Source organism: Thermaerobacter subterraneus DSM 13965 (genome assembly GCF_000183545.2).
Lineage (GTDB): Bacteria > Bacillota > Sulfobacillia > Thermaerobacterales > Thermaerobacteraceae > Thermaerobacter > Thermaerobacter subterraneus.
The window spans coordinates 151,561-163,702 of the sequence record NZ_JH976536.1 but is presented as its reverse complement, the minus strand read 5'-3'; the positions used below and the strand labels follow the sequence as shown (position 1 = coordinate 163,702).

General features: G+C 74.6%; 9 protein-coding genes, 1 tRNA gene and 1 pseudogene. 2 read left to right on the top strand and 9 right to left on the bottom strand.

All coding sequences use genetic code 11. From position 1 onward, the window contains the following. Positions 1 to 33: 33 nt before the first annotated feature. Positions 34 to 681: a histidine phosphatase family protein gene (locus THESUDRAFT_RS10950; RefSeq protein ID WP_006904856.1), complete on the bottom strand. Its 648-nt coding sequence runs from the start codon at positions 679 to 681 to the stop codon at positions 34 to 36. 245 nt (positions 682 to 926) lie between these two features. On the opposite strand from THESUDRAFT_RS10950, the gene THESUDRAFT_RS10945 reads away from it, so the two are divergent. Next, positions 927 to 1,892: a D-2-hydroxyacid dehydrogenase gene (locus tag THESUDRAFT_RS10945; RefSeq protein ID WP_006904855.1), complete on the top strand. Its 966-nt coding sequence runs from the start codon at positions 927 to 929 to the stop codon at positions 1,890 to 1,892. 6 nt (positions 1,893 to 1,898) lie between these two features. Here the strand turns inward: THESUDRAFT_RS10945 and THESUDRAFT_RS10940 are convergent, their stop codons facing one another. The 8 genes and pseudogenes from THESUDRAFT_RS10940 to THESUDRAFT_RS10910 all read right to left on the bottom strand — a co-directional run bounded on the left by THESUDRAFT_RS10940 (position 1,899) and on the right by THESUDRAFT_RS10910 (position 11,672). Then, positions 1,899 to 3,299, bottom strand: a complete 1,401-nt coding sequence (locus tag THESUDRAFT_RS10940) for an amidohydrolase (RefSeq protein ID WP_006904854.1) — start codon at positions 3,297 to 3,299, stop codon at positions 1,899 to 1,901. Between the two features lie 36 nt (positions 3,300 to 3,335). Next, positions 3,336 to 4,604 carry an adenosylhomocysteinase gene (locus THESUDRAFT_RS10935; protein ID WP_006904853.1) on the bottom strand — a complete coding sequence of 423 codons (1,269 nt, stop codon included), beginning with the start codon at positions 4,602 to 4,604 and terminating at the stop codon, positions 3,336 to 3,338. After that, positions 4,601 to 5,419, bottom strand: coding sequence for an S-methyl-5'-thioadenosine phosphorylase (gene mtnP / locus THESUDRAFT_RS14750; protein ID WP_051009345.1), 819 nt, complete (start codon positions 5,417 to 5,419; stop codon positions 4,601 to 4,603). Before mtnP ends, THESUDRAFT_RS10935 begins: the two co-directional genes overlap by 4 nt. Positions 5,420 to 5,767: 348 nt before the next feature. Then, positions 5,768 to 6,049: pseudogene (locus THESUDRAFT_RS15145) on the bottom strand (MarR family winged helix-turn-helix transcriptional regulator); the annotation flags it as partial. 111 nt (positions 6,050 to 6,160) lie between these two features. Beyond that, positions 6,161 to 6,616, bottom strand: a complete 456-nt coding sequence (gene ndk / locus THESUDRAFT_RS10925; RefSeq protein ID WP_006904851.1) for a nucleoside-diphosphate kinase — start codon at positions 6,614 to 6,616, stop codon at positions 6,161 to 6,163. A 236-nt stretch (positions 6,617 to 6,852) separates the two neighbouring features. After that, positions 6,853 to 7,257, bottom strand: a complete 405-nt coding sequence (gene speD, locus THESUDRAFT_RS10920) for an adenosylmethionine decarboxylase (protein WP_006904850.1) — start codon at positions 7,255 to 7,257, stop codon at positions 6,853 to 6,855. Between the two features lie 315 nt (positions 7,258 to 7,572). Continuing rightward, positions 7,573 to 10,356 (bottom strand): hypothetical protein, encoded by a 2,784-nt coding sequence (locus THESUDRAFT_RS15140; protein ID WP_156821926.1) that lies wholly within the window; start codon positions 10,354 to 10,356, stop codon positions 7,573 to 7,575. A 173-nt stretch (positions 10,357 to 10,529) separates the two neighbouring features. Continuing rightward, positions 10,530 to 11,672 carry a glycosyltransferase gene (locus THESUDRAFT_RS10910; RefSeq protein ID WP_006904848.1) on the bottom strand — a complete coding sequence of 381 codons (1,143 nt, stop codon included), beginning with the start codon at positions 11,670 to 11,672 and terminating at the stop codon, positions 10,530 to 10,532. A gap of 306 nt (positions 11,673 to 11,978) precedes the next feature. On the opposite strand from THESUDRAFT_RS10910, the gene THESUDRAFT_RS10905 reads away from it, so the two are divergent. After that, a tRNA-Pro gene (locus THESUDRAFT_RS10905) sits at positions 11,979 to 12,053 on the top strand. Positions 12,054 to 12,142 lie beyond the last annotated feature (89 nt).

Here is a 12,142-nt window from a genome sequence, read left to right as displayed (position 1 = left end):
TCCGCCCCGATGCGGCGCGACCCGCCTCCCGCCCTAGGCTTCTTCCGGCCGCAAGGAGCCGGGGCGGCGCAGGTGACAGGTATCGTTGAGATACCGCAGCAGGGGGGGCCGCCCCTCCCGCAGCTCGACCGCCGTCACGCCGGTGTTGTCGATCAGCATCCGGGTCCGCATGGCCGGTGGCAGCTCCAGCAGGCGGCAGAGCAGCGCCTTGACGGTACCCCCGTGGGCCACCACGGCCAGCCGCCGGAGACCAGGGCGCCGGAGACGCTCGTCCACGGCGTCCCAGGCCCGCTCGCCCAGCTCCCGGAAGGTTTCGCCACCGGTGGGGCGCCCTTCGAAGGGATCGGCCTGATACGCGGCATAGTCGTCGGCGTAACGGGCGCGGATCTCGGCCGCCGCCAGCCCTTCCCAGGCGCCGAAGTTCATCTCCCGCAGGCGCGGGTCCGTCTCCAGAGGAACGGGCGGCCGGCGGCTGCCGGCCACGGCCCGGGCGGTTTCGACCGCCCGTTTCAGGTCGCTGGCCAGCACCAGGTCCAGGGGGTGGTGGGCGAAGCGCCGCCCCAGGGCGCGGGCCTGCTGGCGCCCCCGCGGGGAGAGGGCGGTATCCTTCTGGCCCTGGTAGACGCCGGCCCGGTTCCAGTCCGTTTCACCATGGCGGATCAGGTAGAGGGTGATGCCCATTCCCGGCCTCCTTCGTCGCCCCTGGGCCACGGGCCTCCATCCCTGGGCCACGGGCCGCAGCCTGCCGGCCTGGGGCCGCGGCGGATGCCGCCCGCCGCCGCGGTGGGGTGGCGGGGGACGCCGGCCTTCCCCGCCCGGCCGGTCGCAGGGATCCCGAGACCCCGGTGCGGCCGGCCACGAGGAACCGGCCGGGCCGTGGGGAATCACCAGGGCGGAACCCCGTGGCTGTGGGAGGTCGATCTGCCGTGACCATCGAAATTCTATGTACCGTGCCCCTGACCCCCGCCCAGGCCCAGCGGCTGGCCGCAGAGGTCCCCGAGGCCCGGCTCCGCCTCCTCGCCGGCCGGGTTCCTCCGGAAGAGCTCGACCGGGCTTTTGCCGTGGCCAGCGTGGCGTTCCTCTTCGGGCGGGAGCTGACGCCGGAACGGCTGGCCGCGGCGCGCAACCTGCGCTGGATCCAGTGTGCCTACGCGGGGGTCGACGCCATGCTGGCGGCCGTGCCCCAGCTGCGGGACCACCCGGTGATCCTGACCAACGCCCGGGGGATGCATGCCGCCACCATCGCCGACCACGTCTTCATGTTCATGCTGGCGTGGGCCCGGAACCTGCCCGGCTACCTGGACCAGCAGCGGCGGGCCCAGTGGCGCCGCCTGCCTACCCGGGAGCTGGCGGGCGAGACCCTGGCCGTGGTCGGCCTGGGAGCCATCGGCCGGGAGGTGGCCCGCCGCGCCAGGGCCTTTGGCATGCGCGTGCTGGCCTGCCGCCGCAACCCCGAGCCCGAGGAAGGCATCGAGCTGGTGGTGGGACCGGGCGAGATCCGGCGCATCCTGGAGCCGGCCCAGTGGGTGGTGGTCAGCGCGGCGCTGACGGCCGAGACCCGCCACCTGATCGGCCGGGACGAACTGGCCGCCATGCGGCCCGACGCGTTCCTCATCAACATCGCCCGGGGCGCCGTGGTGGACGAGGAGGCCCTGGTGGAGGCGCTGCGGGCGCGGCGGATCGCCGGGGCCGGCCTGGACGTCTTCGCCGAGGAGCCGCTGCCGCCCCATCACCCGCTCTGGGGGCTGGACAACGTCCTCATCACCCCCCACAACGCCGGCGCCATGCGGGATTACACCGGGGCGGCGCTGGAGCTCTTCCTCGACAACCTGCGGCGGTTCCGCCAGGGCCGGCCCCTGCGCAACGTGGTCGACAAGGCCCGCGGCTACTGACCACGGTCACTGCGCGGCACCGCCCCGGGGTGACGGGTCCGCCGCCTCCCCGGCTGGCGCGGGCGGGTTCTCGTCGGCCGGGCCCGTCCGGGCGGCCCGCCCGAGGCGGGCCAGCCGCTCGGCCCGCTGCTGGGTCTCGTGTTCCACCCGTTCCAGGTCGATGGTGAGCAGCTCGCCGCCGTCCACCAGCACCTTGCCGTGGACCAGCACCGTGTCCACGTCGGCGGCCTTGGCCGAGTACACCACCAGGCTGGTCAGATCGTGCCGCGGCCACAGGTGGGGCGCCCGCAGGTCGAGGATCACGATGTCGGCCAGGTAACCCGGCGCCAGGCAGCCCAGGCGATCGAAGCCCAGCGCCCGGGCGCCGCCCACGGTGGCCAGGCGCAGCACCTGCCAGGCCGGCAGGGCCGTGGCGTCGTAGCGGCTCACCTTTTGCAGGTTGGCGGCCAGGCGCATCTCTTCGAACAGGTCCAGGTGGTTGGTGCTGGCGGCTCCGTCGGAGGCCAGGCCCACCGTCACCCCCGCCGCCAGCAGCTCCGGTACCGGGGCGATGCCGCTGGCCAGCTTGCAGTTGGAGATGGGGTTGTGGGCGACGCCCACCCGGTGTTCCGCCAGCAGGGCGATGTCGGCCTCGTCCAGGTGGACGCAGTGGGCCGCCAGGGTCTCGTGCTGGAACACGCCCAGCTCGGCGAAGTGCTGGATCGGGCTCTTGCCGTACTGGGCGCGGATCTGCTCGACCTCCGCCCGGGTCTCGGCCAGGTGGGTGTGGATGGGGCAGCCCAGGGCCGCCGCGGCCTCCAGCACCCGCGCCACGTAGGGCGGCGGGCAGGTGTAGGGCGCATGGGGCGCCAGGGCGCAGCGGATGCGGCCGTCCCCCGCGCCATGGAAGCCGCTGACCAGCGCCTTGCCTTCCTCCAGGGCCCGGTCCGACCCCGGCGCGACGCCGATCAGGCCGCGGGAGAGGTGGGCCCGCACCCCCGTCTCCAGCACGGCCTGCGCCACCCGGTCCATGAAGAAATACATGTCGGCGAAGGTGGTGACACCGGCCAGCAGCGATTCGGCGATGGCCAGCAGGGTGCCCCAGTAGACGTCGTCACCGGTCAGGTGGGCTTCGGCCGGCCAGATGTGTTCCTCCAGCCAGGGCATGAGGGGCACGTCGTCGGCGTACCCCCTCAACAGGGACATGGCGTGGTGGGTGTGGGCGTTCACCAGGCCCGGCAGGACGATCTTCCCCCGCGCGTCGATGCGCCGGGTGGGCTGCCAGCTGGGATCCAGGCCCGAGGCCGGTCCGGCGTAGATGATGCGCTCGCCCTCCACGGCCACGACCCCGTCACCGACAATGTCGAAGGGCCCGCTCCCCTCGCCCGCGAACACCCAGCCGCCCTCGATCAGCACCCGTGACGGCATCGCCCGTCCTCCTTTCGCCGCTCGGCTGTCCCCGGCCTAGGCGGTGCCCTCCCGCCAGCCGGCCAGGTAGGCCGCCTGTTCCGGCCGCAGGGTGTCGATGGCGATCCCCAGGGCCTGCAGCCGCAGGGCGGCCACTTCCCGGTCCAGCTCGTCGGGCAGGGCAAAGACCCCTGGCCCCAGCCGCTCGGCTTCCCGGTCGATCCAGGCCAGGGCGAGGAGCTGCAGGCCGAAGGACAGGTCCATGATCTCGGCCGGGTGGCCGTCCCCACCCGCCAGGTTGACCAGTCGCCCGTCGGCCAGCAGGTGAAGGCGGCGACCGCCGGGCAGCAAGTAGGTCCGGACGCCGGGCCGCGCCTCCTCCACCCGCTGGGCCAGCGCCTCCAGATCGGCCTTGGCGATCTCTACATCGAAGTGGCCCGCATTGGCCAGGAGCGCCCCGTCCTTCATGCGCCGGAAGTGGCGTTCCACCAGCACGTCGCGGCACCCGGTGACGGTGACGAACACGTCCCCCAGCGCCGCCGCCTCGTCCGACGGCATCACCTGGTGGCCGTCCATCAGGGCCTCGTTGGCCCGGATGGGGTCCACCTCGCAGACCACCACCCGGGCGCCCAGTCCCCGGGCCCGCTCCGCCACGCCCTTGCCGCACCACCCGTAGCCGCAGACCACCACGGTCTTGCCCGCCACCACCAGGTTGGTCAGGCGCATGATGCCGTCCCAGACCGATTGCCCCGTTCCGTACCGGTTGTCGAACCGGTGCTTCATGGCGGCGTGGTTGGTGGCCGCCATGGGAAACCGCAACACGCCGTCCCGGGCCATGGCGCGCAGGCGCAGGACGCCGGTGGTGGTCTCCTCGGCGCCGCCCCGCACGCCCTCAAGCCACTCCCGGCGCCGGGTGTGCAGGTGGGCCACCAGATCCCCGCCGTCGTCCAGCACCAGGTGGGGGCGGAAGGCCAGGGTCTGGTCGATGAATTCCACATACTCCTCCGGCGTGGCGCCGTGCCAGGCGTACACCGCCACCCCGGCCCCGGCCAGGGCGGCGGCCACGTCGTCCTGGGTGGAGAGGGGATTGGAACCGCAGATGGCCACCTGGGCGCCGGCCCGCTGCAGCGCCAGGGCCATGCGCGCCGTCTTGGCCTCCAGGTGCAGGCAGATGGCGACCCGGCGGCCCGCCAGGGTCGCCTCTTCCGCCAGGCGGCGTTCCAGCGCCGCCACCACGGGCATGCGGGGCTCGACCCAGCGGATCTTCTGCCAACCGGATGCCGCCAGCCCGGGATCCCGGATCCGGGACGGGACGGGCGGCGTCACGGCCGGGGTTCCTCCTCCCCGCCGGTGGCCGCCGCCACCTTGAGGGGGGCAGGGCGCGCCACGCACGGGCAGGCCGGTTCGGCGGCCAGGCGGGGCAAGGCCTCCAGGATCAGCCGCCGCAGGTTGGTCCCGTTGGCCGCCATGATCTCCAGCACCTCTTCGTGGGTCAGGGGCTGGCCCGAGATGCCGGCGGCGTAGTTGGTCACCATGGCGATGGTGGCGTAGCACAGGCCCGCCTCCCGGGCCAGCACCACCTCCGGCACGCTGGTCATGCCCACCAGGTCGCCGCCCAGGCGCTCGAACATGCGGATCTCCGCGGGCGTCTCAAAGCGCGGCCCCTCGGTGCAGACGTACACGCCACCGTTGGTCACGGGCAGGCCCAGGGCCTTGCCGGCCGCCTCCAGGTGGCTGCGGATCTCCGGGCAGTACGGCTCGGTGACGTCGATGTGGACGACCCCGGCCTCCCCGCCCTCGAAGAAGGTGGAGACGCGGTTCTTAGTAAAATCGAGGAACTGGTCGACCAGGACGAAGTGGCCCGGCCCGAAGGCCTGGCGCAGGGAGCCCACGGCGGCGGTGGCGATGACCCGGCGGACCCCCAGCGCAGCCAGGGCATAGATGTTGGCCCGGTAGTTGATCTTGTGGGGTGGTACCGTGTGCCCGGCGCCGTGCCGGGCCAGGAAGACCACCTCCAGGCCGCGGAACTTGCCGATGCGCACGGTGGCCCGCCCGTAGGGCGTGACCACCGTCTCCTCGCGCACGTCGTCCAGGATCTCCGGATCGTATACGCCCGTTCCTCCGATGATGGCCAGTCGCACGGGCCCGCTCCTCCCTTCCCCGCCCCCGCGGCCCTTCCGGCCGGGGACGGGATCCTGCTCCGGGGCCTCGGCTGCGGCCTCGCCCTCCCCGGCCGGATCGGCCGTCCCGCCCCACCCTTGCGGCCGGGGGCCCGGGGAGACGGGGCTGCCGGCCAGGGCGGGAAGCTGGCCGTTGCTCTCCCTCTGGATCGCGTCCACCAGGCGCTCCAGGGAACGCAGCAACACCCGCCGGTCCACGGGATCCAGGTGGCCCAGCACCCGGGCCAGGTAGGCGCGCCGCGCCTCCAGCACCGCGTCCAGCAGTTCCCGGGCGCGGGGAAGGAGCCGCAGCCGGATCACCCGGCGGTCGGCCGGATCCCGGACCCGCTGCACCAGCTGCTGTCGCTCCAGCCGGTCGACCAGGTCGGTGACGGTGCTGGACGCCAGGTAGAGGTGCTGGCAGAGCTCCCCCATGGTGAGGTCGGGATGCCGCATGAGCACGAGCAGGGCATCGAATTGGGGCGGCGTGATGTCAAACTGCCCCAGGATGGCCCGCCCGTGGTGGCGGATCAGGGTGGCCACCGCCCGCAGGTGCTGCTCGGCGGTCGCCACCACCAGCCGGTCGCCTTGTGGTTCCAGACCCCGGGTCATGGACGGCCTCCGTCGCACCCGGCAGCGCAGGCCCGGCCGGGCCGGTTCGGCCCCGCAAGGACACCGTGATGAACCGGCCCGGATCCCCGGCACCCCGCTGCCGGCGATGGCTCAGCTGCGGTCGTACAGCCAGGCCTCCCTATGATTTTCCCAGTCGATGAGTTCATCCTGCCGGAACCAGAGCTCGATCTCCTGCCGGGCGCTCTCGAGGGAGTCGCTGCCGTGCACCAGGTTGAAGCCGATGTCGTTGGCCAGGTCGCCGCGGATGGTGCCGGGCGCGGCCTTGGCCCCGTCGGTGGGACCCATGAGATTGCGCACCACGTTGACGGCCTCCCGGCCCTCCCAAACCATGGCCACCACCGGTGCCGAGGTGATGAAGCGGATCAGCCCCGGGAAGAAGGGCTTTCCCTCATGGGCCGCGTAGTGGCGGCGGGCCAGTTCCTCACTGACCTGGACCATCTTGAGCCCAACCAGCTTGAGGCCCTTGCGCTCCAGCCGCGCGATGATCTCGCCCACCAGGCCGCGCTGGACGCCGTCGGGCTTGACCATGACGAAGGTGCGTTCCACGGCCACTCCTCCTTACAGGCTGTGTGCTTGCAGGCTTGGCGTCCCACCGGGCCCGCCCCAGGCGCGGCCCGGCCGGCCCTTGGATGCGGACCGGCACCGGCCGGCGGCACAGCCGCCGCCCGGCCCTGGCAAGGCCGGCTGAAGGGGTACCAGTTTCAGGATGCCCTGGAGGGCAAAAAAAGAAGTGCGGGGAACCCGCACTTCTGCCGCCCCGCCCGGGGTGTGGCGGTCACCAGTCAACCCGCCGCGTCCCGGCGCAGGGCCACCGGCTGCAGCCTAGGGCTGTCCTGTTCGTCCAGAATGCCCCGCTGGGTTTCCGATGCCGCGACGCGCCCCGCCCGCAGGTGCTCGAAGATGTAGTGGCACGCGTCCCACGGATCGACGTGGTCCCCGCAGGTGAAGACGTCGATGGCGGCGTAACCCAACTCCGGCCACGTGTGGATCGTCAGGTGGGACTCCGAGATCACCACGACCCCACTGACGCCCTGGGGGGCGAACTTGTGGAAGGCGACCTGACGAATCTCGGCCCCGGCGGCCAGTGCCGCCTCTACCATGATCGACTCCACCAGATTCACGTCATCCAGCACCGCCGGGTCGCAATCGTATGCCTCGGCCAAGATGTGCCGCCCGAGCGCCCGCATGCGCCTCGCCCCCTTTTCGTGACCGAATTTCACAACCTTTCCGCCGCCTGACGGCGTCAGTTTCGGGAACCCGCCTGAAAAAGCGGATTCCCCGGCCCGGTCCATGAGAACCAGGATTCATTGTAGCAACCTGCCCCGCCGTGTCAACAACATGGCGGCACCGATCTTCACCGGTGGAGCGGGATCCGGGGCGTCAACGCCGGGGGTGCCGGTTGCCGGCCGTTGTCCTTGTCGGCGGGCGGCGACCGGCAGGCGCCGTGGAGGGATTGCTGGTGGGACTGCCGTCCTGGGGCGCCGGTGGACGGCGGGCAGAGATTACCGCCCGGGATCGGGGGCGACGCCGCGGCTGCCCGGTGCCTGGCCCCGGCCGGACGCCGCCGGCCCCTGGGATCCTGCGGGAAGGGCCGGCCGCGGGGCCGCGCCCGTTTCGGGCGGGCCGGCGGACAAGGGCGCCGTGCCGGGGCTCTCCAGGCCGGCGGCCAGGGCCAGCAGCAGGGTGGCCCCGTAGACCAGGGTGGTGGCGGCCGCCACGATGCCGCTGTCGTTCAGGAGCAGGGCCGCCAGGCTGCCTGCCGCCACGGCCGCCAGCCCCCGCACGGCTTCGGGCGCGCTTCGCTCCAGCCGGCGTACCACTGCCGCGCGCCGGTAGATGACGAAGGCATAGGCGAAGACCAGCATGACAAATAGGTAGCTCCAGTTGGTGTAACGCATCAGTCGCAGGTTCATGCCGATCTTGCGCACCACCACGTCCGCCAGGGCGCCGGGTCCCACGCTCTCCACCTGCTCCCAGGTGGCCAGGACGTGGGTCGCCCCCGCACCCAGCTGGCGGTCCCACAGGGCCATCAGCAGCCCGGCTGCCACCGGCGCCCCCAGGAGGAGGAACCCGGCCGCCGCCCGCCGGCGCAAGCGCTGCCGGCGGGCGGCCAGGGCCGACGCCAGGGCGGGCCCGCAGGCCGCCACGGCGGCCGACAGGGCGCCGCCGAAGTTGCTGCCCAGCCGGGGGCTGGCGAGGACGGCGGCGACGGCCCCCAGGGTCAGCGGAACCCCCAGTGCCGCGGGCAGCCGCCACCAGGTGGCGAGTCTCTTCGGGTCCGCCAGCCACACCGCCGCGGCGCCTGCCGACGGGCGGCCTGACCTGCCGGCGGGCGGCTGGCCGGGCATGGGCGGCCGGGCCGGTTGCCACCCGGGCCGCCGGCGGTGACCGGGCGCCGCCGCGGCCGCCCGCCGGCGCATCTCCGCCCAGGCGGCAGCGGCCACCGCCGCCGAGCCGATCAGCACCCCCATGTACTCGTTGCCGATGCCGTAGAAGCGCGCGCCACCGATGGGCGAATAGCCGAAGGGCGTCAGCTGGGCCAGCCAGGCCCCGGCCAGGGCGTCGGCCACCGTCACCACCGCCGTCCAGAACCCTACGGCGCCGAAGGCCCCCAGGGTCGACCCCGCCAGGCGCCGGGCCAGGGCCGCCAGGGCGACGGCCAAAAGCGCCGCCAGCAACACCGACGGCGTCCCGGACCACCAGCTCCACCCCGGTCCGGCAGGCCAGGCCGGCAACAGGAGGTTGGCCAGGGGGAAGGCGGCCAGGGCCAGCAGGGGCTGCACCCAGCGGCCCAGCCGGCGGCTGCGGCGCCAGAGGCCGAGCAGCGGGCCGGCCGTCAACACCAGGCCCGCTCCCACGAACAGGCGGATGAAGGCGGCTCGCCGCTGGTAGTTGACCACCAGGCCGGCATCGAGCCGGTGGAGGCCGGCCAGCGCCTCGGCCCCCGGCGGCCCTTCGCCGGGCACCACCAGCCAGGGCCGCCCTACCCAGGCGGGGTGGGGCGGCGCCGCCAGGTGGGCCGCGATCATGGGCGCCAGGTCGGTGTTGGCCACCACGCCGGCCCGGCGCGTGGACGGGCTGGCCAGCAGGCCGGAGCCCGCCCCCCAGGTGATGACGGGCATCAGGGTCTCGCCCGTGGCCCGGGCCTCGCTGCCGGGGGCCGGGTTCAGCAGGATCAGCCGGTCTTCGGGGCCCAGGCCCGCTCGCATGACCGCCAGCGCCCGTCCCAGCCGGCGGGCCGCCTCCCACCGGGCCGTTTCCAGGGTGCCGGCGGGCAGGAGCGGCGCCAGGTCCTCCAGCCGGGCCAGGTCCCCTTCCTCTACCACCACCAGGGCGGCCTGCCGGCGCGCCAGCGCCCAGGCGTCCAGAACCGTGTCCCACCGGGTCCGCCAGCCGCCGGGGAAAGAAGGATCGGGTTCGAGGGCGCGGCCGTCGACCAGGCCGAGGTCGACCCGGCCGCGGCCGTCGGCCGCCAGCAGCGCGGCGCCGGGGCGGGCCGAGGCCCAGGGACCCGAGGGCAGGTCGGCGTTGCCCAGGGCGGCCACCTTCAGGCCCGCTGCGTGCAGGGCGGCGGCCAGGGACCCCAGGGGCACGGGGTGATCCAGATCCTGGTTGGCACGCTGCAGGGCGTGCCCGCCCCAGTGCACCACAGGTGGCAGCCCGGGAAGACCCGTGCTCGCTGCCGCCCCGCCCGCGGCCCCGTCGCCTGCGGCCTCCACCCCGGCCTCCGGCCCACCGGCCGCCTGCGCTCCGCCGTTCCTTTCCGGCGAGCCCCGGACCCCCTCCGTCCCGGAGGCCGGGGCCGGGCTGCCGGCCAGGGCGGGTTCCGCCCCGGGCGGCGTGCCCGAGGGGCCGGGCCACCAGCGGTCGAACAGGCTGGCGGCCGTCCCCGGCGCCAGCACCTGGTCGCCAGGGAGCACCCAGCCGGCCGTGGGGCCGCTGACGGCCCGCGCCCCGGCCCCCAGGGTCAGGTACGCCGCCTCGCGCCCGTAATAACCCCCGGTGTGGGCTGTCATGAGGCCTGCGGCGGCCCCCTGGAGCAGGCTCTGCCACGTGGGGTCGGTGGCCGCCAGGCGGTGGAGCAGGGCCAGGTCGAGGCCGGGGGCCGTCACCAGGGTCACCACGCGGCGCTGCGTACCCTGGCCGGGCGGTGCGGCGGGCGCGACCCACGGGCGGCCTTCATCCAGGACCAACCTCCCGGCTCCGCCCAGGGTACCTTGCAGCTGGCGGGCGGTCAGGCCCGTTCCCGCAGCCAGCAGCCCCGCCACCAGGAGCACCGCGGCCACCCGCCGGGCCGCCGGCGGGGTGCGCGGATCGCCGGCCCTCGCCCGCGACCGGGGCCCGGGGGCCGCGCGGCCGGGGGCACCTGGGGGGAACGGGCCGGGGGTCGAGGAGGAACCCGCCGCGGCGCCTGGCCGGGAGCCGGCACCGGAAGCCGTGCGCGCGGAAGGGGCCACGGTCACCGCCTCTCCTCCGCCGGATGGAGCCGGCCGGTGCGGCGGGCCGCGGCCGGCGGGGTCGCCAGCTGGCCGTACAGCTGCAGGTGCTGCCGGGCAACCTGCGCTGCGTCAGGCCAGCGGCTCGCCCTGGCGGCTGCCGCCCGGGCCAGGCGGTGCCGCGCCGCCTCGTCGCGCAGGAGGCCGAAGAGGACCCGGGCCAGCACCACGGGATCACCGGGGGGTACCAGGCGGCCGTCGATGCCGTCGCGGACCAGATCCTCCAGGCCACCGGTCCGGCTGACCACCACCGGGCAGGCCGCAGCCATGGCTTCCGCCGCCGCCAGGCCGTATGCCTCCTGGCGGGACGGCTGGACGTAGACGTCCACGGCCCGCAGCCAGCGGGCCGCCTCCTGGCGGTGGCCGGCCCAGCGCACCCAGGCGCCGATGCCCAGCCGCCCGGCCAGCCGGCGCAGGGCCGGTTCGTCAGGCCCCGCACCGATGACCAGGCAGGTCACGGGCAACCCGTGACGGTGGACCAGGGCCACGGCGCGCAGCAGCACGTCGACGCCCTTCTCCCGGCTGAGGCGTGCGATGGTGCCCACCACCGGGCCCACGTCGGGCAGGGCCAGTTCCCGGCGCGCCCGCTGGCGCGGCAGGAGCGCCGTCCCAACGCGTTGCAGGGGCGGGACCAGGACGTGGACCTGGGCCGGCCGGCCGGGGGCCGCAGCCGGGACGATCCCCGCCACGGCGGCCCAGGTGGCCAGCGCCCGGGAGACGGCCACCACGGCCCGGCAGCGGCGCGCCACCCAGCGGGCCACCTGCCGCTGCCACCAGCCGGTGGGAAAGGTATGGAGGGTCATGACCAGCGGAACCCGGGGGCACGCCAGGGAGGCGGCCAGGGCCGCCTTCAGGCCGTGGGCATGGATCAGGCGGGGCGAGCCGGCCTGGTGGCGCAGCTGGGCACCCAGGGCGCGCAGGGCGCCCCAGGCCGAGGACCCGCCGGCCGGCACGGTGATCAGGCGGCAGCTGGCGCCGGCCGCGACCAGCTGGCGCCCCACCGCCTCCACGTAGGTCCCGACCCCGCCGGCCGCGGGGCCGGCCAGCCACCAGATGGTGCCGCCCGAGGGCGAAGACGGTTCATCCGGGCAAGGGTGCCGGTGCATGCGCTGGACCTCCCTGCCAGAAGATGCCCCCGGCCGGGCGGCTCTATGCAGCGCCCGGGCGCCGCCCCTGGCCGGGACCTGGCCGGCCGGGGACCGGGCCCGCCGGCTCCGCCGGCCGGCTCCCGCGAGGTTCCACCCGGCGCGCCGTGGCGGCCGGGACCGCCCCTGTGCCGGGCGGCCTGCCCGGCGCGGCGGCGACCCGGGCAGCCCGGTACCTGCCGGCGCCGGTCGCCGGCGGGTGGCGGGGTGGCAGGGACCGTGTTGCGGGATCGGGAAGCCCGTGCTAGAATGGCGTCGAGTTCGTGGCGGGCTGTGGCGCAGCTTGGTTAGCGCGCTACCTTGGGGTGGTAGAGGTCCCCGGTTCAAATCCGGGCAGCCCGACCGCAAAACCCCGCGGGTCCATCCCGCGGGGTTTTGCTATACCTTCCTCATCGCCGCCAATTCCATGTATAGTAGTCAGTGAGATTGTA